General features: G+C 59.6%; 19 protein-coding genes and 2 pseudogenes. 10 read left to right on the forward strand and 11 right to left on the reverse strand.

Going from position 1 to position 19,377, the window contains the following annotated elements; translation table 11 throughout:
- The first annotated feature begins 302 nt into the window (after nucleotides 1-302).
- Nucleotides 303-980: a type 1 glutamine amidotransferase domain-containing protein gene (locus UB23_RS12940; RefSeq protein WP_045059715.1), complete on the forward strand. Its 678-nt coding sequence runs from the start codon at nucleotides 303-305 to the stop codon at nucleotides 978-980.
- Between the two features lie 35 nt (nucleotides 981-1,015).
- Here UB23_RS12940 and hglS read toward each other — a convergent pair whose 3' ends face one another.
- The 3 genes from hglS to UB23_RS12955 all read right to left on the reverse strand — a co-directional run bounded on the left by hglS (nucleotide 1,016) and on the right by UB23_RS12955 (nucleotide 4,915).
- Entirely contained in the window at nucleotides 1,016-2,383 is a 1,368-nt protein-coding gene (gene hglS, locus UB23_RS12945) for a 2-oxoadipate dioxygenase/decarboxylase HglS (RefSeq protein WP_045059716.1), read from the reverse strand.
- Between the two features lie 113 nt (nucleotides 2,384-2,496).
- Entirely contained in the window at nucleotides 2,497-3,438 is a 942-nt protein-coding gene (locus UB23_RS12950) for an alpha/beta fold hydrolase (protein ID WP_045059717.1), read from the reverse strand.
- Between the two features lie 25 nt (nucleotides 3,439-3,463).
- Complete coding sequence (locus tag UB23_RS12955) at nucleotides 3,464-4,915, reverse strand: flavin-containing monooxygenase (protein ID WP_045059718.1); 1,452 nt, start codon at nucleotides 4,913-4,915, stop codon at nucleotides 3,464-3,466.
- Nucleotides 4,916-5,096: 181 nt separating this feature from the next.
- On the opposite strand from UB23_RS12955, the gene UB23_RS12960 reads away from it, so the two are divergent.
- Nucleotides 5,097-6,170 (forward strand): diguanylate cyclase, encoded by a 1,074-nt coding sequence (locus tag UB23_RS12960; RefSeq protein WP_045059719.1) that lies wholly within the window; start codon nucleotides 5,097-5,099, stop codon nucleotides 6,168-6,170.
- Between the two features lie 296 nt (nucleotides 6,171-6,466).
- Here the strand turns inward: UB23_RS12960 and UB23_RS12965 are convergent, their stop codons facing one another.
- The 3 genes from UB23_RS12965 to UB23_RS12975 all read right to left on the reverse strand — a co-directional run bounded on the left by UB23_RS12965 (nucleotide 6,467) and on the right by UB23_RS12975 (nucleotide 9,568).
- Nucleotides 6,467-7,336: an isocitrate lyase/PEP mutase family protein gene (locus tag UB23_RS12965; RefSeq protein WP_045059720.1), complete on the reverse strand. Its 870-nt coding sequence runs from the start codon at nucleotides 7,334-7,336 to the stop codon at nucleotides 6,467-6,469.
- A 134-nt stretch (nucleotides 7,337-7,470) separates the two neighbouring features.
- Complete coding sequence (gene astA / locus UB23_RS12970) at nucleotides 7,471-8,505, reverse strand: arginine N-succinyltransferase (RefSeq protein WP_045059721.1); 1,035 nt, start codon at nucleotides 8,503-8,505, stop codon at nucleotides 7,471-7,473.
- Nucleotides 8,506-8,551: 46 nt separating this feature from the next.
- Entirely contained in the window at nucleotides 8,552-9,568 is a 1,017-nt protein-coding gene (locus UB23_RS12975) for an arginine N-succinyltransferase (protein WP_045059722.1), read from the reverse strand.
- Nucleotides 9,569-10,087: 519 nt separating this feature from the next.
- On the opposite strand from UB23_RS12975, the gene UB23_RS12985 reads away from it, so the two are divergent.
- Both UB23_RS12985 and cobF read left to right on the forward strand, forming a co-directional pair.
- Nucleotides 10,088-10,663, forward strand: a complete 576-nt coding sequence (locus UB23_RS12985) for a histidine phosphatase family protein (protein ID WP_045059724.1) — start codon at nucleotides 10,088-10,090, stop codon at nucleotides 10,661-10,663.
- A complete protein-coding gene (gene cobF, locus UB23_RS12990; protein ID WP_045059725.1) occupies nucleotides 10,660-11,415 on the forward strand; it encodes a precorrin-6A synthase (deacetylating) in 756 nt (251 codons plus the stop codon). The genes UB23_RS12985 and cobF overlap by 4 nt, the downstream gene beginning before the upstream one ends.
- 1 nt (nucleotide 11,416) lies before the next feature.
- On the opposite strand, the gene ftrA is transcribed toward cobF, so the two are convergent.
- Entirely contained in the window at nucleotides 11,417-12,409 is a 993-nt protein-coding gene (gene ftrA, locus UB23_RS12995; protein ID WP_045059726.1) for a transcriptional regulator FtrA, read from the reverse strand.
- A 101-nt stretch (nucleotides 12,410-12,510) separates the two neighbouring features.
- Here ftrA and UB23_RS13000 point away from each other — a divergent pair, with 101 nt between their 5' ends.
- The 3 genes from UB23_RS13000 (at nucleotide 12,511) to UB23_RS13010 (ending at nucleotide 15,144) form a co-directional block, all read left to right on the forward strand.
- Nucleotides 12,511-12,945, forward strand: coding sequence for a rhodanese-like domain-containing protein (locus UB23_RS13000; protein ID WP_045059727.1), 435 nt, complete (start codon nucleotides 12,511-12,513; stop codon nucleotides 12,943-12,945).
- Between the two features lie 237 nt (nucleotides 12,946-13,182).
- Nucleotides 13,183-13,962, forward strand: a complete 780-nt coding sequence (locus tag UB23_RS13005) for an ABC transporter substrate-binding protein (RefSeq protein ID WP_045059728.1) — start codon at nucleotides 13,183-13,185, stop codon at nucleotides 13,960-13,962.
- Nucleotides 13,963-14,031: 69 nt separating this feature from the next.
- Nucleotides 14,032-15,144, forward strand: coding sequence for a succinylglutamate desuccinylase/aspartoacylase family protein (locus UB23_RS13010; protein WP_045059729.1), 1,113 nt, complete (start codon nucleotides 14,032-14,034; stop codon nucleotides 15,142-15,144).
- A 157-nt stretch (nucleotides 15,145-15,301) separates the two neighbouring features.
- Here UB23_RS13010 and UB23_RS13015 read toward each other — a convergent pair whose 3' ends face one another.
- A complete protein-coding gene (locus UB23_RS13015; RefSeq protein ID WP_236695857.1) occupies nucleotides 15,302-15,787 on the reverse strand; it encodes a cupin domain-containing protein in 486 nt (161 codons plus the stop codon).
- Nucleotides 15,788-15,915: 128 nt separating this feature from the next.
- Between UB23_RS13015 and UB23_RS13020 the strand changes: the two are divergent.
- From UB23_RS13020 to UB23_RS29335, 3 genes and pseudogenes are all read left to right on the forward strand, one after another.
- A pseudogene (locus tag UB23_RS13020) lies at nucleotides 15,916-16,139 on the forward strand (inorganic diphosphatase); the annotation flags it as partial.
- A 327-nt stretch (nucleotides 16,140-16,466) separates the two neighbouring features.
- Entirely contained in the window at nucleotides 16,467-17,663 is a 1,197-nt protein-coding gene (gene nhaA / locus UB23_RS13025) for a Na+/H+ antiporter NhaA (RefSeq protein ID WP_045059730.1), read from the forward strand.
- 11 nt (nucleotides 17,664-17,674) lie between these two features.
- Complete coding sequence (locus tag UB23_RS29335) at nucleotides 17,675-17,935, forward strand: hypothetical protein (RefSeq protein ID WP_152644273.1); 261 nt, start codon at nucleotides 17,675-17,677, stop codon at nucleotides 17,933-17,935.
- A gap of 22 nt (nucleotides 17,936-17,957) precedes the next feature.
- Here UB23_RS29335 and UB23_RS13030 read toward each other — a convergent pair whose 3' ends face one another.
- The 3 genes and pseudogenes from UB23_RS13030 to UB23_RS30735 form a co-directional block, all read right to left on the reverse strand.
- Nucleotides 17,958-18,377: a YeeE/YedE family protein gene (locus UB23_RS13030; RefSeq protein WP_045059731.1), complete on the reverse strand. Its 420-nt coding sequence runs from the start codon at nucleotides 18,375-18,377 to the stop codon at nucleotides 17,958-17,960.
- Entirely contained in the window at nucleotides 18,374-18,814 is a 441-nt protein-coding gene (locus UB23_RS13035) for a YeeE/YedE family protein (RefSeq protein ID WP_045059732.1), read from the reverse strand. Before UB23_RS13035 ends, UB23_RS13030 begins: the two co-directional genes overlap by 4 nt.
- Nucleotides 18,815-18,910: 96 nt before the next feature.
- Nucleotides 18,911-19,317: pseudogene (locus tag UB23_RS30735) on the reverse strand (universal stress protein); the annotation flags it as partial.
- Nucleotides 19,318-19,377 lie beyond the last annotated feature (60 nt).

Here is a 19,377-nt window from a genome sequence, read left to right on the forward strand (position 1 = left end):
AGATGTGTATAAGAGACAGAAAATAGTGTTCGTTCGCCCAGTGTCATGGCTCTTTACCAGTGCATGGATTGCCAAGGCCACTGCACTGGGCGAACCCCTCTTCATCCGTCATTGCAAGGTTATGCGGCGTTCACAACAGGGGCGATCACAGGGTCGCTCTTTTTTGTCTTTAAATTTCGAGTGTCATCTCTAATTGTAGATTGCCTGGTTTGCACAATTGAAAATTGCGCCGTTGGGACTGAAACGAACCGACCTGGCTGATGGTCAATGAAACAGGCACATCGACCCGGAGCGACTACGACATGAAAATCCTGATGGTTCTGACGTCCCACGACCAGTTGGGTGACACTGGCAAGAAAACCGGTTTCTGGCTGGAAGAATTCGCTGCACCGTATTATGCCTTCAAGGATGCCGGCGCTCAGCTGACCCTGGTGTCACCGAAGGGCGGTCAGCCGCCCCTGGACCCCAAAAGCGACGAGCCGGATGCGCAGACCGCCGCCACGGAGCGCTTTCGCAAGGATTCTGCTGCGCAGGCCGCCCTGGCTTCAACCGCGTTGCTGAGCAGCGCCAGGGCCGAGGACTACGATGCGGTTTTTTACCCCGGCGGCCACGGCCCGCTGTGGGACCTGGCCGAAGACAAGGTGTCGATCGCGCTGATCGAAGCGTTCTACCAGGCTGGAAAACCCGTCGCGGCGGTCTGCCATGCGCCGGGTGTGTTGCGTCACGTCAAGGGCGCGGACGGCCAACCGCTGGTCAAGGGCAAGCGGGTGACGGGCTTTACCAACTCCGAGGAGGAGGCGGTGCAACTGACCGATGTCGTACCGTTCCTGGTTGAGGACGCGCTCAAGGCCAACGGTGGCCTCTACTCCAAGGGCGACGATTGGGCCAGTTATGTGGTGACCGACGGGTTGCTGCTGACAGGGCAGAACCCGGCGTCGTCCGAGGCAGTGGCCGAGGCGCTATTGGCCAAGCTGCGCTAACCCTTCGCCAAAGCGCCAGGTTGCGCGACCTGGAATCAGGCGAAACACTGCTCGATTGAACGGCGCTGCGTTTCGGCGTACAGCGCCAGTTCATCAATGGTTGCGCGTCCCAAGGCCTGCTCGAAGGCTTGGCGGTTCGAATGCTCGCCATAGTGGCTTTGCGCAGCGTCCCCAAGGTTGGACTGAAATATCCCCGCCGCACTGACCGGCAGGAAATCCTCGTAAACCAGCGGTTCCACCCGCAGATAGCCATCGCGTAGAAGGTCCTCCAGCGCCATGGTTTGCAGCGCTCCCGCAGCCCGGCCCTTGTCCGTGACGAAGTACCGAAAATACGCCAACTCTTGCTGGCGCATGCCCTCTAGCGTGTCAGGAAACTCGCTGAAATGCCGCTCCATCAGCGTGTTGTAGCGTGTGGCGTTGCTTTCGTTGGGAAATTCGCCGAGTTCATCCCGAGCCGCGTTCAGCAGGCGGTCATACAGTGCGCGCCCTTTGGGGGTCAGCGCGGCGCCCCTTTGTTCGATTTCGCCAAAGCGGGCGCTATGGCTGCCGCGACTGTCGGCTTGATCAGTAAAGGCGATCGGCTCATCCAGCGCCTTGAAACTGGTCTGGCGCAGCAAAATCGGACACTGGCGACGGGGTGGGCCTTCGACCACCGCCTTGGGGGTGATGCCGTGGTCGGGCATTTGTGCCTGTACGATATCGATGTCCAGGGTGCGCGGCGTCAAGTGGTTGATGTGGGGGCCCTTGAACGCCACCACGTCGGCGATCAGGCGATGTTGCGCGCTGAGTTTTTGATACTGCTCGGCGGTGACGGTGGCGCTGTGGTGCCAGCGGAAGGTTTCCAGCGCCTGCTCGACGAATTGTTGCGCCTGCTCTTCGCCAAGGCCGCCCTCGCGTTCGGCGCACTCGATGAGGTGCAGCGCCGCCGGGGTGAAGATCCTGCGTTTATCCAGTACCGCCTGGGCAAAGGTACGCAGTGCCTGATCTTCGATCAGCTCAAGGCGCAGCAATGAAGTGAACACCCGAAACGGGCTGACTTGCAATGCGGCTTCGTGCACCGCGCGAAACGCGGTGGAGTGCACCGGCACCCCCGCCGGGGTCAGGTCGTAGTAGCCAACGGGCTGCATGCCCATGACCGCAAACAGGCGGGCCAGGGTGGCCAGTTCATCGGCCGTGCCCACGCGAATTGCGCCATGGCGCTCCAGGTCCAGGCGCTGGATTTCGCCGGTACTGTCCAGTTGCCGGGCCACCTGTGGATCGCTTTGCAGCACGTGACGGTTGGTTTGCTCCACCAGTTGCATCAGCGCGCCGTACAGCGGGACCTCTTCGCGGTACATGTCGGACATCGCTTTGGAGAAGCGTTGGCGGATCAGGTCGGGGCTGACGAAGCTCGGATGGCTCATGGAAGGTTTTCCTGGCGCTGGCGTGAAGGATGAGCAAAAGATCGCAGCCTTCAGCGTCCCCGACAAACGAAGAATCTTCCGAACTTCATTCTGTCACGGACTGCAAACAGGGGTCAGACCGGCAAGTGCGAGCGTTGGGATGCCAAAAATTCTCCATACAGTCGCGCCGTGTGTGCGGGCTGTTCGACCATCGGCATATGCCCGACGCCTTCGCCGATCTCCACCCGCAGGTCGGCAATGCCCTTGCTCCAGACCGCCACACTGCTGACATCGATCAGCCGGTCCTTGCGCCCCCACACCAGCAGGGCCGGGCACTTGATATCGGCCAGTCTTGGCTCCATCGGCGGGCTGGCGCGAAAGTCTCTGAAGATTTCCTCCAGCTCATCGCGAGACTGTTGATAGCGTTGGGCAAAGGCATCCAGCACCACCCCCGGCACCCAGGGCGGATTGGCCATGGTCATGGCGTAGAACTGGCGGAATTCCTCCCGGGAATGAATCAGGAACGGGTTATGCCCCTTGCCCAGCTGCCGCTCCAGATCACTGATCTCCGGCGCAGTGACGCCGGCCGGGTCGATCAGCGCAACCGACGCGATGCGGTCCGGGTAGTGGGCGGCAAGCCAGGCCGCCATGTAACCACCCATGGAGTTGCCGATCACATGCACTTTTTCCACGCCGCAGACGTCGAGCAGCTGGATCATGCGCTTGGCCTGGAGCGGGATGTCGTAGCCGCCACCGGCCTTGAACCCGGTTTCGCCATGGCCGGCAATATCGGGGATGATCACCCGGTACTGGCCGACAAAATGCCGGGCGAAGCGCAGCCACAGGTTCTTGTCGGCGCTGTAGCCATGCAGCATCAGCACGCTGCTGGTGGCCTCGTATGGCCCGCCTTGCCAGGTCGAGACCGTCATTTCGGGGATCGGCACGACGATCTTGTGCAGCCGGTACAGCTTGGCTTCGATGGCGGTGCTCAAGTCATACAGCAAGTAACCGATAGCGGGGTAGCTCAACCAGCTCCAGGCCACGAAAACAGCGATAGCGACAACCAATAAAAGCATCAGCGTCTTCCTTCTATCTAACGAATCAGGAGAGCAGGTGATCGGCGGGTTTCAGCGCCCGGGTGAGCCGGTGATAGCTGAAACTGAACCCCGGAAACATGGCGATTACATGACCGCTCTTGCTGTGATACCAGCTGTGGCAACCGCCAGACTTCCATACCGTGCGCTCCATTTCTCTGTGGATCATTTCAGTGTAGGTACGTTCCGCCTCAGGGCGCACCTCTATGCTGCGTAAACCCTGTTTTTTTAACGTGCCGATACAGTCGAGAATGTAGTTCATCTGCGATTCGATGATGAACAGTGCCGAGGTGTGGCCGATTCCGGTGTTGGGCCCGGTGACGATAAACAGGTTGGGAAAGCCCGGCAGGCTGGTGCCGAGGTAGGCCCGGGGGTATTGCGCCCAGACATCTTGCAGACGCGTCGCGTTCTTTCCGTAGACCGGATAGGAAATCACCCCGTCGGTGGCGTCGTAACCGGTGGACCAGACGATCAGGTCCAGATCGATGTGCTGGCCATCGCTGGTCACGATGCCGCTCTCGTCAATACGGGCAATCCCTTGTTCGCGGCTGTGCAGTGTCACATTGCTGCGCCCGAGCGCCGGGTACAAGGTGCTGGAAACAATCACCCGTTTGCAGCCGATGGCGTAATCCGGGGTCAGCTTGCGCCGCAGTTCGGGATCGGCCACCTGGCGCTTGAGAAAACCCAGCGCCTGTTGCTGGACCAGGCGGATCGCCGGCCGGGAGTACTTGAAGGCAATCACCCGGGCTTCAAATTGCCAGTAGATCATCCAGCGCAACAGCTTGTAGGCCGGCTTGAGCCCCAGGAGCCAGCGCTGGAACCGGCCAAACCGGCGATCTGCCCGGGGCAGCACCCAGTGTGGAGTGCGCTGGAACACATGCAGCTGCTGAACGTGCGGCGCGATCGCCGGGATCACCTGGGCAGCACTGGCGCCGCTGCCGACAATGGCCACGCGTTTGTTGCGGTAATCGTAGGCGTGGTCCCACTGGTTGGTGTGAAAAGTCTTGCCCTTGAAACGTTCCTGGCCTTCAAAGCGGGGCACCACCGGCTGGCTCAGCGGCCCGGTGGCATTGATCAGGAACTGCGCCTGGAACATCCCCCGCGAGGTGTGCACCACCCAGCGCCTGTTGTCATCGTCCCATTCGATGCGCTCGACATTGGTCTGCAGTTCGACCTTGTCCCGCAAGCCGAAATGCTCGATCACGTACTCGGTGTAGCGTTGCAGTTCGGCCTGTTCGGCGAACATCTGCGTCCAGCGGTACGGCGCAAATGACAAGGAATAGAGCGGCGAGGGCACGTCCACCGCAGCGCCGGGGTAGGTATTCTGGCACCAGGTCCCGCCAAAGAAATCCCGCCGTTCCAGCAGGCGGAAATCTTCGATACCGGCCTTGAGCAAATTGATCGCCGCGCACTGGCCGCCGAATCCGCTGCCGATGATCAGCACTTTAAAAGTTTGCATGGACTTCCTTTTTTGAGGGCGCGCCCCTTCATGTATAGCCAAACATTCGGCCTACGCCTGCCATCAATGTCGGGATATTCAGGCCGCCAGCCGGTGATGGCTATTTAACGTTGCCCTGATAGACTTCAGCACACACGCAACCCAGGTGTCAGCAGGTTCTGTTCAGTGGCATAGAGGCCCCATGGAAAAATCGGGAGTCAAAGGACTTTCACTGGCACGCAGGCTCTACACCTCGCGAACGTTAGGCCTGGCCCTGGGCCTGTTGTGCGTGGCCGCAGCCATGTACCCGCTCGATCCGCCGCATTGGGTCTGGGCGCTGATGCTATTCAACGGCCTGGTCTGGCCACACGTGGCTTATCAATGGGCCCGACGCAGGAAAATTCCTTACCACGCCGAACAGCGTAACCTCCTGGTGGATGCCTTTCTCGGCGGATTCTGGGTCGCCGCCATGCAATTCAATCCGCTGCCCAGCGCCGCGACCATTTCCATGATGGCCATGAACAACGTCGCAATTGGCGGGCTGCGTTTCCTGCTGGCCGGCACGGCGGCGCAGATCCTTGGCCTGGGCGTCGGCCTGCTGATCTTCGCGCCTGCCTTCGTGCCTGAAACCAGCCAACTGCAGTTGTACGCCTCCTTGCCCCTGCTGTGCCTTTATCCTTTGGCTCTGGGCTGGATCTGTTTCCGCCAGGCCCACACACTTGGCCAGCACAAACGTGAGCTGCTGGAGTTGAGTCGCACCGACAGCCTGACCGGCCTGCTCAACCATGGCGCCTGGAAAGACCAGCTGGAACTGGAGTTTCAACGGTGCCGCCGGCAGGGCAAGGGCGGGGCGATTGCGTTGATCGATATCGACCACTTCAAGGCGATCAACGACACTTACGGGCATGTGGCCGGCGACATCGTCCTGCGCCAGCTGAGCAAAATGCTCCGGCAGAACCTGCGGGTAACCGACCTGGCCGGGCGTTACGGCGGTGACGAATTCTGCGTGATCCTCCCAGACCTGCCCCTGAGCAGCGCGGCGGCGGCCATGGATGTACTGCGCGACCGTTTTGCGAAATTGGGCCATGAACAGGAACCGGCGCTGAGAGTCAGCCTGAGCATTGGCCTGGCAGCATTGAACCCGACCCACACAGACGCCATCTTGTGGCTCAATGATGCGGACCAGGCGCTGTATGAAGCCAAGACCACCGGGCGCAATCGGGTTATCTGCAGCAATGACAGCCGGTCCGAGTGGGAATTGCTGGATTCGGTATAGCGACTTTGGATGCGCGGTGCTGTAACCGCATCGCGAGCAAGCTTTGCTCCCTCAGGGATAGCGCCAAAAGATCGCAGCCTCGTTGCACTCGACAGCTCCTACGCAGTTCTAGCTAGCCCGGAGGGTGCGCACAATCAGATAAGCGCAGCGCGCCGGCTTGACGCCTTGGTCGGCCCGAAGGCCGCCACGGCAAAGCTCTTGATCGCAGGCGCCCCGTTAACCACGCTGGCCGAACGCAGGCGTTGCGCAGCGGGGAAACCGGCAAGGATGCCGGTTTAGCCGCGCTGGGCCAGCCATCACTCCTTGACGCTCATAAACTCCTCAGCCCAACGAATGTATTCCTCAGGCTGGGTATAGGTATGGGTCAACTCGGTAGCACTCAAATCCGATGCCTGAGTGAAAATCTGCCGCTGCTCACGCAGACTGTCATAGGTCGCCTTGATCGCCGCAAAATACGCCCCATGCCCATCAATCGTCACCCGCACACCCAACTCGGCCAGGCGCTTGTCATCACGCAACAGCGGGTTGCCATACGTCACCAGCATCAACGGCACAGTCAAGTGCTCGGCCAACTGCTCAAGGTGATCAAAATCACGCACACCCACCATGCAAATCCCGTCCGCCCCGGCACGTTGATATTGCTGAGTGCGGCTGATGATTTCCTGGACGGGCAGAATGCCGGCGTTGGTCCTGGCAATAATCGCCATCTCCGAATCAACCCGGGCTTCCAGCGCCGCGCGGATCTTGCCGACGCCCTCGGCAACCGTAATCAGGTCAGTGGATTTGCGGCCGAATTGCGCTGGCAGCAACGTATCTTCAATGGTCAGGGCGCAGATGCCCGCGCGCTCCAGTTCAACGATGGTGCGCATCACATTCAGCGCGTTGCCATAGCCATGGTCGGCGTCGGCAATCACCGGCAGTTGAGCGACGCGGCCAATGCGCGTGGCCTGTTCCGCGAACTCGCTGAGGGTGATCAAGGCAAAGTCGGGGGCGCCCAGCACCTGCAGCGATGCGACCGAGCCGCCGAGAATGCCCACTTCGAAACCCAGGTCTGCGGCAATGCGCGCTGACATCGGGTCGAACACCGAAGCGGTGTGGTAGCAGGCATTGGAGGCGAACAGCTCGCGGAAGTTACGGCGTAAGTCTTGATGAGAAAGCCTGGACATATGAGTTCCACCATTGAAATGGACGGGCTTGAGCAAAAGTGTCAACGCCGAAGAAACAAAAGGCTATCACGCGAGCGCAGGAAGAATGATGACGAATTTACCGGGTGCCCTGGCAAAGCCCTTGCCAGGGCCGATCAGGCGGCGGCCGCCTCTCGCAGCGGGTCGACCAGTGGCACGGCGCGTACCGAGTCACCGGGTTGCAGTTGCAGGCGCTTGGCAGTGAGACGATCGACCACCAGGCTGCCGTCCACCTGCCGCCCATGGGCCGCCGTGATCCGGCAGTTTTCCAGGCGGCGATTGTGGATCAGCCAGAGCGGCGCCTGCTCGTCCAGGCTGCCGATGGCCAGCGTCAGCGCCTGGCTTTCGCGTACCGTGCGGATGTCGGACACCGGGGCCTCGATGACCGGCCCGGCGTCAAAGATGTCGATGTAACCCTGATGGGTAAATCCCTCGGCGCTGAGGATCCTCAGCGCCGGTTCGGTGTTCGGGTGGGCCTTGCCGATCACCGCCCGGGCCTGCTCGGTCAACAGGCAGGTGTAGAGAGGCTGGCGGGGCATCAGTTCGGCGATGAACGATTTGCTGCCCATGCCGGACAACTGGTCGGCATGGTGGAAATCCTTCCTGAAAAAGTGCCGGCCCAGGCTGTCCCAGAAGGGCGAGCAGCCATCGAGGTCGGCATGCCCCCGCAGTTCGGCAATCAGCCTGTCGCCGAACAGATGGGTGAACTCGGCCACGAACAGCAAGCGTCCCAGGGACAGCAATCTGCCGTTGCTGCCCGAGCGCAGGTCGGGGTGCAGGAACAGCGAGCAGAGTTCCGATTGCCCGGTCATCTCGTTATTCATGACCAGTGTCGGGATCTGACGCTCGATCCCCAGGTCTGGCGACGAGCTGTGGGTCATTGCGACCCGATAGTTGTAGCAGGGCTCGCGCAGGCCTACGGCGCCCTTCAAGGCGCTCACGCCGACGATTTGCTGCTCGTCGTCCTCGAGCACGAACAGGTAATCGGCATCAGCGCGTTCGACCTGCTCGGCAAAGGTGCGCCGGGCCCAGCGCACCCGGTGCGCCAGCCGATCTTCGTTGGCCGCAAGGCCGGTAAACCCGGGACCGGCCTGGCGGACCAGCGCCAGCAGGGCAGGCAAGTCGGTGGCGCTGACCGGGCGCACGATCATTGCGGCGCTCCCGCAGCCCGTCCTGGGGTGGGTCGTCGAAGGCTGTTCACAGCGCGACCAAGCGGATCAGGCTGCCGGCGTGCACATTCAATGCGGCGCACAGTTGCAGGGGCAACGCCACAGGTTGCCCGGCACGCACGTCCAGGTCGGCAACGATCGCGCGAAAGTCCCTGAGCGAGTCATTGCTGACCAGATATCGGCCGCGCGCATCGATGGCGGTAACCGGCCTGACGCTGGCAGTGAATCCCCGGGCCACCGACCGGATGGCGCAAAGAGGCGCATGCAGGGTCGGCCCACCGTCGAACAGATCGACATAATGATTGGTCTTGAAGCCCTCGCGTTCGAGAATATCGAAGGCTTCCTGGCCATCGGGATGGATGCGGCCGATGCAGGCCTGCGCAGCCTGGGGCAGCATCGGCACATAGATCGGGTAATGCGGCATGAGCTCCGCCAGGAAAGTCCGGCTTTGCAGGCCACACAGGCGCTCGGCCTCGGTGTAGGGCAGGTCGAAGAAGTGTTTGCCCACCGCATCCCAGAACGGTGAATGGCCCTCATCATCGCTGAACCCGACTATCTCGGTAATCACCGAGTCGGCAAAACGATGGCGGTGAGCGCCGATGAACATCAGGCGAGCCCGTGACAGCAATTCGCTGAACCGGCTCCCGACCAGGGTCGCCTCGACATGAAAGCCGCGCAACAAGGTGTGCCCGCTCAGGTCGTGACACAGCGACAAGGCGGGTACGGCATGTTCGACGTTGAGTTCCCGCGAGGCGGCGGTGTAATCCCGGTGGCGCAGGCTGTAGAAGGGCGTTTCGAAACCCGCCGTGGCGAGAATTTCCGAACAGCCCATCAGGCGTTGGGTCTCGAGGTCTTCCAGCACGAAGAAGTAGTTCTGCGGTCCTTGCACGGCGGCGTCTTTTTCAAATGAATCGCAGGATCCGATAATCCGCTCGCGCAGGCGTCCGGTGTCGTCGGGCAAAGACGTGACGCCCGGCAGGCTGTCACGGGCGAGTCGTTGCAGCTGGGGCAGATCGCTCAATTCGACTGGACGCAAGACCAGCATGGATGCACTCCTGTATCAAAGGGTCGGGTGACAAGCACCCGACCTGACTGTCACTGTCGGTTTCCACGCATTGCAGGGGCGGCTCACCTGATCGGTATCAGGCGCCACTGTTCATGTTTTTCAGCTTTTCACGACGCTGGCAGGGTCCCGGCGAGTCGTTAAACGCGCTGAGGCCGGCAGCGCTATGCCACAAAGATCACGGGGTGAAGGAGGTCATTATTCTGAAGATTCAGAGAGGGCATCCGGGCTCCTGCTGGATGTTTTTTCGTTTAATTCACAGGTTGATGGATCCAGTATTTATGCAACGCGCCGTGGCTGTCTAGTGATTTTTTCAAGGCTTTTTGCTCCCTTGAATACGGCCTGAGGCCTGTCAGTAAAGGCCTACAGGCATGGTCGTAGTTCGTGTAGGCCACTTGCCAATCCGTGTGTCAGACACTGCCGTCTTGCACCCAAGAAAACGCCTGCAGACAAGCTGCAGCGTGTTACCGTTTCCTGACTTTTTGCAGCGAGCATTCCCAAGTGCGGGCGACCCGTTTGACCTTGATCTGCCATGCGAGAACCGTCGCACAAAAGTTGGCGCGGTTTCCTACAAATGAGCCGTTGGAAATGGATTGGCAATCTGCACAGGGCTCCCGCAGTCGCCAATTCAAAACTTCGTCAAGACTCCTGTCTGCCCCGGAGCTGCGTGCACGGCAAACCGCTGGTTTGTTCGGTCGTAAAGTGGAGACTGTGGAGGCGCTGCGCGACTGCGACTTCGGTCGGTGGTGCGGCGCGCAGATTGATGACGTGCACGAGTCCGAACCCCAGGCGCTGCAGGCCTGGCTACAGAATCCTGATTCGGCCCCCCATGGCGGCGAATCGGTCGCCGCGCTCACTCGCCGGGTGGCGGCCTGGCTGACCGCGCTTGAGGCGACACCCGGGCACATAGTGGCGGTCACCCATCCGTTCGTGATTCGTGCGGCGTTGACCTGGGCCCTGCAAAGCTCGGCGTTTAACCAGATTGATGTTGAACCGCTGTCGATCGTCGAGTTGCGATTCAACGGGCGCTGGCGTTTTCGTTTAACAGGCGATGGGCATGAGGAATCGCAGCCATGAAAAAACTCCTGGTGATTGGCATCGGCGCCGGCAACCCTGACTACATCACCCTGCAGGCGGTCAAGGCGCTGAATAGCGCCGATGTGTTTTTCCTCATGGACAAGGGTCAGAGCAAGGACAAACTCATCGACCTGCGGCGCGACATTTGCGAGCGCTACATTACCCACAAGGCCTATCGTTTCGTCGAGGCCCCAAGTCCCGAGCGGGAGCGGGGAGAGGTGGACTACAGGGCCAGCGTGGAAGACCTGAACCTGGCCAGGCAGTCGACCTTTGAGCGGCTGATCCATGAGCAGATGGCCGATGACGAGTGCGCGGGTTTCCTGGTGTGGGGCGATCCGGCGTTGTACGACAGCACCATCAGGATCCTCCAGGCGATCCTCGATTCGGGCCGCTGTGAGTTCGAATTTGAAGTCATCCCCGGGATCACCAGCGTCCAGGCCCTGTGCGCCCGGCATAAGGTGCCTCTCAATCGCATTGGCCAGTCCATCGAAATCACCACCGGGCGTCGTCTGGCGGCGGGGCAGGTGAGCGATGCCGACAGCCTGGTGGTGATGCTCGACGCCCAGGATGCCTACCACCAGGTGGCAGATCCGCAGACCGAGATTTACTGGGGTGCTTATCTGGGGACGCCGGATGAGCTGCTGATCCACGGCAAGCTCGAGGACGTGGCGCAGGAAATCGAGCGGGTGCGCAAGGCGGCTCGGTTGGCCAATGGGTGGATCATGGATACCTACCTGTTGCGCAAGCCTTGAGTCAGGCGCCGTCCATGCCGGCCCCTTCGCGAGCAAGCCCACGCCCAAACCGCTCCCGATACACCGATGGCGGCACCCCCACGACACTGCGAAACGCCACCCTGAAGCTTTCTACCGACCGGTAACCGCAGCGCTCGGCAATCTGCTCGGTATTCTCCCGGGTGCCTTCCAGCAACTCCCGCGCCCGACCCACCCGTTCATGTTGCAGCCAGGCCTTGGGCGACAGGCCGGTGGCTTCGGTGAAGCGGCGCAGGAAGGTGCGCTCGCTCATGGCCGCTTCACTGGCCAGGTCGCGCACCTCCAGCGGCTGGTGCACGCGCTCGCGGGCCCATTGCATCACCCGCGAAAGATCACTGCGCGCCGCCACACTGACCGGCGCCGGAATGAATTGCGCCTGGCCGCCGGTGCGTTGCGGCGACATCACCAGGCGCCGCGCCACCGAGTTGGCGACCTGGGTACCGAAGTCTCGGGCGACCAGGTGCAGGCAGGCATCGATACCGGCGGCACTGCCGGCCGAGGTGATCAGTTGGCCTGCATCGACATACAGCACCTGCGGGTCCACCAGAATCTCGGGAAAGCGCTCAGCCAGTTCGCTGCTGTAGCGCCAATGGGTGGTGGCGCTGTGGCCGTTGAGCAAGCCGGTGGCCGCCAGCACGAACACCCCCGAGCAGATCGACAACAACCGTGCGCCCCGTGCATGGGCCTGGCGCAAGGCCGTCAACAGCGCCTCGGGTACCGGGGCACTGCGGTCGCGCCAGCCAGGGATGATGATGGTGCGGGCCTCTTGCAGCAGCTCCATGCCGCCATCGGCCAGCACCCGGATACCGCCCGTGGCGCGCATCGGGCCCGGGTCCACGGCGACAATGCAGTGGGTGTACCAGGGGAAATCGAACTCCGGCCGGGCAAGGCCGAAGATCTCCACGGCAATGCCGAACTCGAATGTGCACAGGCCATCGTAGGCCAGGATCGCGACCGATCCAGGGGCGGAATGCATTTGGCGGAAACTTCCCGGTAAGTGTCTTGTGCGCCACTGTAGCCCGAAGCGAGCTGTCGATAAAGTCATCCCACACCCCTCAACACCCAGGAGTACTGCCCATGACCAGCCTCGTTCGTGAAATCCCCGCTGCACCCTCGGCCATCGCCCTCATGCATTTCAGCAATCGCCTGACCTTCGAGACCGATTGCTCCGACGTCTACGGCAGCCAGGCGGCCGGTGAAGTGGATTTCATCCTGGTCGACGTCCGCGGGCCACGGGCGTTCGAGCGCGGTCATGTGCCGGGGGCGATCAATATGCCGGGGCGATTGCTGACGGCTGAAAGCCTGGCGCACTACCCCAAAACCAGCCTGTTTGTGGTCTATTGCGCCGGCCCGCATTGCAATGGCGCGAACAAGGCTGCCGTGAAGCTGGCCGCGTTGGATTACCCGGTCAAGGAGATGATCGGCGGGGTGACCGGATGGCTGGATGAGGGATTTGCCCTGAATGTTGCCGTGCCGCGCATCGTCACCCCGGGCCTTGGCTGCGAATGTTGAGCCCGCCAGCAACCCGATAAGTGCACCGCGCCACCCGGCCATTTGGCCAGTTGGCGCGGATCTTCCACACCGGATCATCACGCTGATCATTCTTGCTGTGTTCTTGTAAATATTTGTCGCCTGGACGTAATTTAACGGCTTGTAGCCGCTCTAGACTGCCGGCCACTTCGGTTTTTTCCAACCGAAAGCGACCAATCGAACGCTGCCAATAAAAACCTCCGCACACAGGAGTTGTGAATGAAGAAGCTAGTGATGTTCGGTGCCCTGGCACTGTCGATGCTGTCCCTCGGCGCCGTGGCTGATGACGCCAAGCCGATCCGTATCGGTATTGAAGCCGGCTACCCGCCATTTTCCATGAAGACACCTGACGGCAAACTCACCGGTTTTGACGTGGATATCGGCGACGCATTGTGCGAGCAGATGAAGGTCAAGTGCACCTGGGTCGAGCAGGAGTTCGATGGCCTGATCCCGGCGCTGAAGGTCAAGAAAATCGACGCCATCCTGTCGTCCATGACCATCACCGACGACCGCAAGAAGAACGTCGATTTCACCATCAAGTACTACCACACCCCGGCACGCTTCGTGATGAAGGAGGGCAGCGAGGTCAAGGATCCGCTGACCGAACTCAAGGGCAAGAAAGTCGGTGTGCTGCGCGCCAGTACGCATGACCGCTTCGCCACTGAAGTGCTGCAGCCTGCCGGCATCATCCTGGTGCGCTACGGTTCGCAGCAGGAAGCCAACCTGGACATGGTGTCCGGTCGCCTCGACGCGATGCTGGCCGACTCGGTCAACCTGGACGACGGTTTCCTGAAAACCGACGCAGGCAAGGGCTTCGCGTTTGTCGGCCCCACCTACGAAGACGCCAAGTATTTCGGCGGCGGCGCAGGTATTGCAGTGCGCAAGGGCGATACGCAACTGGCGGAAAAATTCAACACCGCCATCACCGAGATCCGCGCCAACGGCAAGTACAAGCAAGTGCAGGACAAGTATTTCGATTTTGACGTTTACGGTCATTAATCAAACCGTTTAAAAAAGTGGCAACCGTTAGCGCGGTTGCCATTTTTTTTGCAAACGCAGGAGTTCTTCATGCAACGCATCGACCATTCACTGCCCTGGAGCCACCTGGGCACCGAACGCACCCTCAGTGTATTTCGTTATGGCGAGGGCACGCGCAAGGTGTACATCCAGGCCAGCCTGCATGCCGATGAATTGCCGGGCATGCGTACCGCCTGGGAATTGAAAAAGCGCCTGGGCGAACTCGAGGCCCGGGGGCAGCTGCAAGGGGTGATCGAACTGGTGCCGGTGGCCAACCCGATTGGCCTCGATCAGCATGTGCAAGGCAGTCATATGGGCCGCTTTGAACTGGGCAGCGGCAAGAACTTCAACCGTTCGTTCGTCGAACTGAGCGCACCGGTCGGGCAGTTGATCGGTGAGCGGTTGGGCACCGATGCCGGCGCCAATATCGCCCTGATTCGCCAGGCCATGGTCCAGGTGCTGGACGGCTTGCCCGCCCCCATGTCGCAACTCGAAGCCATGCATCGCCTGCTGCTGCGCCATGCCTGCGATGCCGACATTACCCTCGACCTGCATTGCGATTTCGAGGCGGCGATTCACCTGTATGCCTTGCCGCAACACTGGCCGCAGTGGCAGTCCCTCGCGTCGCGATTGCAGGCCGGTGTGGCACTGCTCTGCGAAGATTCCGGTGGCAGCTCGTTCGACGAGTCCTGTTCGTCGCCCTGGTTGCGCCTGGCGCGGGCGTTCCCTGAAGCGGCTATTCCACCTGCCAACCTGGCCACCACCCTGGAACTGGGGAGCATGGGCGACACCCGGGTCGATCAGGCACAGGCCAATTGCGAGGCAATACTGGGCTTTCTCGCCGAGCAGGGTGTGATCAAGGGCCAATGGCCGGCAGCACCGGACACATGCTGTGAAGGCATGCCGTTCGAGGGCACCGAGTATCTGTTTGCGCCTCATCATGGCGTGGTGAGCTTTTTGCGCGAAGCGGGCGAGTGGGTTGAAAAGGGCGATCCTTTGTTCGAAGTGGTGGACCCGTTGAATGATCGGGCTACCACGGTGTGTGCCGGGACCAGTGGCGTATTGTTCGCCATTGATCGCGGGCGGTACACCCAGCCCGGGACATGGCAGGCGAAGGTGGCGGGGCGCGAGCCGATTCGGGTCGGGAAGTTGATCAACGACTGATAGCCCGGTTCTGCGGTGGGTGCAAGTCCGCTTCGCGAGCAGGCTCGCGATGGCGGCTTGGACAACACCGAATACCTCACAGTGTTAGGCTTCACCCCAATCCTGCATTTTCTAGACACCCGCCTCTTTGACATGCTCTTGCTCTTGCTCCTGCCTTTCAAGCAGTTACAGCCCGCTTTTGTGTACCATTTTGAATGACGATGTCGCCCGCCTTCACGATGCGGCTCTTACCGTTATCCAACTCCAGCCATATCTCACCCTGCAGAATAATTCCGTAATCGATGGTGGCTGTGGTGTGCATGCCCGGATTTTCCGGTTCAAAGCTTTCGATCAAGCCAGGCAACGCCGCCCCCAACTCTTCATAGACCCGGACACCATCGATGGGGTTCTGCATCACCGAGTCCGGTGGGAAATCGAACATGGCGATGCTGGTACCGCCCTGAGGAGGAATCAGTGAAGAGTTACCTAGCGTGGGATCACGTTCCTGTTCGAGGCGTACCGGATTTGCTGGGGGCGCCCACAACTGCGCCATGGCTTGTCCTTGACCAGTGGTGAACCAGGCAGATCTACTGATCTGGATGTCGTTGTCCATGATCCAATGCAGGTCTATAGGGACTTCACCGGCGATAGCGCCGATGTTCACTAAGTGTCCGCCACGAACCGAAGTAGCCGTTGAAGGTATAGGCAGTGCACGCAATTGTGTTGCCCGCACGGCATGCCCGGCAGGAACCGCAGTATCTTCCAGGGGGAATTGCCGAAGTTATGATGTGCATGACGGACGAAGCTGGTGCGGATGCCAAGGTGATCGCAGTGCCTCACAAGAAACTCACCTCTATGTACAACGACGTGAAGGAGTGCTCAGACCTCCCTGCGTTACTCATCGCACAGATCCAGCACTTTACAAGGCATTGGAGCCGGGTAAGTGGGTGAGGACGGGCCGGTGGGGAAGCGCGGATGAAGCGCGGGAAGAGATTTGCAAGTCGGTAGCGGCGTAAATGCCAAAGTAGGTTTACGCAAGATTGAGATGCCTCTGTCGGAAGGTGACGCTGAGGGAGGTGTGATTTGCCCCTCAGTTGCTCCGATCATCAATTGCCCGGAGAACCACACGTATGGAAAGTCGAATCAACATTCGCTTGCCTAGTGAGGCTATCCGCTTGGGCGTGCTCCTGAATCTCGTGAACGGGCCCGTGCCGGGACTCAGTTGAACAGGTTGGGGGTTGATTTCGGCCTGTGACAATAATCGTTACAGGCTATTTGGACAGCCGCACTGGTACAGCTGGGATGTTAAAATATTCGCTTTAGATCTAGCCGCAAGGACACTGATGACCCATCATAAAGCTCCCGCAGAAACCCCTAGAGCAGCTGCAATTTTGGCTCGCTTCCTGTCATCGGAATCCGCTGGAGGTCTTGTTTTGATGGGCGCCGCTCTGGCCGCTCTGATTGTGGCTAACTCGCCTCTTTCCCAAAGTTACTTCGCAGCGCTACACAGTACCTGGCTCGGCATGTCTGTGGAGCATTGGGTCAACGATGGCCTGATGGCGATCTTCTTTCTGATGGTCGGTCTCGAGATCAAAAGAGAAGTGTTGGCCGGTGGGCTCTCCACATGGGGCCAGCGCGCATTGCCAGGATTTGGCGCCATAGGCGGCATGGTTGTTCCTGCACTGATCTACATTGCGATCAACTGGGGCAATTCTGAGACTCTGAAAGGTTGGGCTATTCCAGCCGCTACAGACATCGCGTTCGCTTTGGGCGTCTTATCGCTGCTGGGTAAGCGAGTCCCTACTTCGCTGAAGGTCTTCCTGGCTGCCTTGGCGATCATTGACGACTTGGGCGCCGTGGTCATCATCGCCTTTTTCTACACATCGGGCCTTTCCATGCCGATGTTGCTGGGCTCGCTCGCCACCCTGGTCATTCTGATTGCAATGAATCGATTGGGCGTAAGGCGGTTGCTCCCGTATCTCCTGGTCGGTGGTGTGCTGTGGTTCTTCGTGCTGCAATCGGGGGTGCATGCGACCCTTGCGGGTGTCGCTGTGGCACTCTGCATCCCCATGGGCAAGCCTGAGGAGGAAGCCCGGTCTCCGCTGCTTTTTCTGGAAGAGAAGCTGCACATGTGGGTAGCGTTCGCTGTGGTGCCGATTTTTGGCTTCGCCAACGCGGGTGTTTCATTGGCCGGTATTTCCATGGAGAACCTGGTCGATCCGGTTCCGCTGGGTGTGGCGCTGGGTCTGTTGGTGGGCAAGCAGGTCGGAATTTTCCTATTAGCTGCTCTGGCCATTCGTCTGGGCCTGGCCAAGTTGCCGGAAGGGAGTACTTGGACGCAGCTTTACGGCGTAGCGCTGTTGTGCGGCATTGGCTTCACCATGAGCCTGTTCATTGGCAACTTGGCGTTTGCTGGGTCGGCCCATTTGATTGATGAGGTCAAAGTCGGGGTGTTGATTGGTTCGATTCTGGCTGCGATTGGTGGTGTTCTGATACTGCGTCGAAGCAGCGCTGTGGCGGGAGCCGTCGTAGCCAGGTAAGGTCGCTTGGATTGACCATCGTATTTCTTAAACCTGAGAAGTACGGTGGCCTGAAAAAGGCTATCAAAATGAATACATACCAGCGCCACCGACGCACCGTCTTTTGGTGCGGCTCATTTCCAGTATTAGTAGGCTTTACTATTCTAATGCTTGCTTTGATTGTGGCTGATCAAGCAGCTTCGCTAAATCCTCAAAACTTTGATGGCATTGAGTTGAGTCAGCAAACGAGCCTGCAAAAACTGAAGAACCACAAAGCCGAATCGAGTCTTTAGTGAGTCCGTGGCTATCACCTGATCAAGACTTGCGTCGGTTTTCCAAAGCAGAGAACAAATACATACCGGCCAACATAGCCAATACGAATATGATGATTTGCCAGTGTCCCGAAAGCAAGATAGCGACCGCTGGCCCAGGGCAAATCCCAGCAATTCCCCAACCTATACCGAACACCAGGCTGCCGCCAATCAAGCGGGCGTCCAACTCCTTTTTCACAGGTAACTGCGTGGGGGTACCCAGTAAGGAGTGCTTGTTCTTAGGTGCCCAGTTTAGCGGGATCACCGCCACCGCGATGGCACCTCCCATAACCAGCGCGAGTGACGGATCCCAGGCCCCGGCCACATCAAGAAAGGCCAATACCTTGGCGGGGTTCGCCATGCCTGCCAGTAGCAGACCCAGGCCAAAGATCATCCCTGCAAAAAATGCGGTCAACTTGATCATCCAAATGCTCCCAGCGCATGACGAATGAGGTACACCGTTGCAAAACCGGCAGCCATAAAGCACAACGTTGCCACGATGGAACGGGGAGACAGCCGAGAGATCCCACAAACTCCGTGACCGCTTGTACAGCCTGAGCCGTAGCGAGTTCCCACCCCAACGAGCAGCCCCGCAATCACCAAGGCCGGCCACTCTGTTTTGATCTCGATCTCTGGCAAGACGGCAAACAGTCCCCACAACAATGGCGCAAGCAGCAGGCCAAGAAGAAACAGTGCCTTCTCACTCCAGCCTTCACTACTAAATCGCATCACGCTTCCAAGCAAGCCGCTGATCCCAGCGATGCGACCATTAGCGAGAACGAACAAGCTAACTGCCAGCCCAATTAAAACCCCTCCACCTAATGAAGTCCAAGGTGTGAAGTTGATCCAATCAATGGCCATTTGTATCTCCTGAGCATAATTGCTCGTAAGGGGCATGGATCATTGAATCGCACCTGGTTTCTTCGGTGCGATTCAATCCTCGGCAGTAGATGGTACTCAACGAAGCAACAACACTGGCATGGTGGTGGTACGAAGCATCGTAGTAGTCGTGCTGTCTATCAGAAATTGTCTGATACGCGAGTGCCCATAGGCGCCCATGACGAGAAGATCAATTCCGTGCTCTGCCTGATAAGCGTGAAGTGCCGACTCAACCTCTCCTTGGCGGATCTCTGCATCTGCAGTCAATCCCGCAGCTCCGATTATCCCACGTGCTGTAACCAGATGCGCCACATTCCCCTCTGAATTAGCCCCGACCATGACTAGGTGAATTGGCGGGTTTTCCCTAAGGCACTTTCTGCTAAAATCTGCACGGTTCTGTAGGCTGTGGGACTACCGTCAAATGCGATCATCACCTTTTCGGTTTTTTTATAGCTGCTGGCTGTGATCAGGATGGGCTGGTGAATTTTTCACACTAAAGTGACGACCTTGGCTACCGATTAGCCAAAGGATTTTTACGAAAAATT

The sequence above is a fragment of the Pseudomonas sp. ES3-33 genome, from assembly GCF_000952175.1.
GTDB classification, from domain to species: Bacteria; Pseudomonadota; Gammaproteobacteria; order Pseudomonadales; family Pseudomonadaceae; genus Aquipseudomonas; species Aquipseudomonas gregormendelii.

Excerpts from the sequence above, each read along its gene's own strand:
- UB23_RS12940 (WP_045059715.1), top strand. The coding sequence starts at position 303 with ATGAAAATCCTGATGGTTCTGACGTCCCACGACCAGTTGGGTGACACT.
- hglS (WP_045059716.1), bottom strand. The coding sequence starts at position 2,383 with ATGAGCCATCCGAGCTTCGTCAGCCCCGACCTGATCCGCCAACGCTTC.
- UB23_RS12950 (WP_045059717.1), bottom strand. The coding sequence starts at position 3,438 with ATGCTTTTATTGGTTGTCGCTATCGCTGTTTTCGTGGCCTGGAGCTGG.
- UB23_RS12955 (WP_045059718.1), bottom strand. The coding sequence starts at position 4,915 with ATGCAAACTTTTAAAGTGCTGATCATCGGCAGCGGATTCGGCGGCCAG.
- UB23_RS12960 (WP_045059719.1), top strand. The coding sequence starts at position 5,097 with ATGGAAAAATCGGGAGTCAAAGGACTTTCACTGGCACGCAGGCTCTAC.
- UB23_RS12965 (WP_045059720.1), bottom strand. The coding sequence starts at position 7,336 with ATGTCCAGGCTTTCTCATCAAGACTTACGCCGTAACTTCCGCGAGCTG.
- astA (WP_045059721.1), bottom strand. The coding sequence starts at position 8,505 with ATGATCGTGCGCCCGGTCAGCGCCACCGACTTGCCTGCCCTGCTGGCG.
- UB23_RS12975 (WP_045059722.1), bottom strand. The coding sequence starts at position 9,568 with ATGCTGGTCTTGCGTCCAGTCGAATTGAGCGATCTGCCCCAGCTGCAA.
- cobF (WP_045059725.1), top strand. The coding sequence starts at position 10,660 with ATGAAAAAACTCCTGGTGATTGGCATCGGCGCCGGCAACCCTGACTAC.
- ftrA (WP_045059726.1), bottom strand. The coding sequence starts at position 12,409 with ATGCATTCCGCCCCTGGATCGGTCGCGATCCTGGCCTACGATGGCCTG.
- UB23_RS13000 (WP_045059727.1), top strand. The coding sequence starts at position 12,511 with ATGACCAGCCTCGTTCGTGAAATCCCCGCTGCACCCTCGGCCATCGCC.
- UB23_RS13005 (WP_045059728.1), top strand. The coding sequence starts at position 13,183 with ATGAAGAAGCTAGTGATGTTCGGTGCCCTGGCACTGTCGATGCTGTCC.
- UB23_RS13010 (WP_045059729.1), top strand. The coding sequence starts at position 14,032 with ATGCAACGCATCGACCATTCACTGCCCTGGAGCCACCTGGGCACCGAA.
- nhaA (WP_045059730.1), top strand. The coding sequence starts at position 16,467 with ATGACCCATCATAAAGCTCCCGCAGAAACCCCTAGAGCAGCTGCAATT.
- UB23_RS13030 (WP_045059731.1), bottom strand. The coding sequence starts at position 18,377 with ATGATCAAGTTGACCGCATTTTTTGCAGGGATGATCTTTGGCCTGGGT.
- UB23_RS13035 (WP_045059732.1), bottom strand. The coding sequence starts at position 18,814 with ATGGCCATTGATTGGATCAACTTCACACCTTGGACTTCATTAGGTGGA.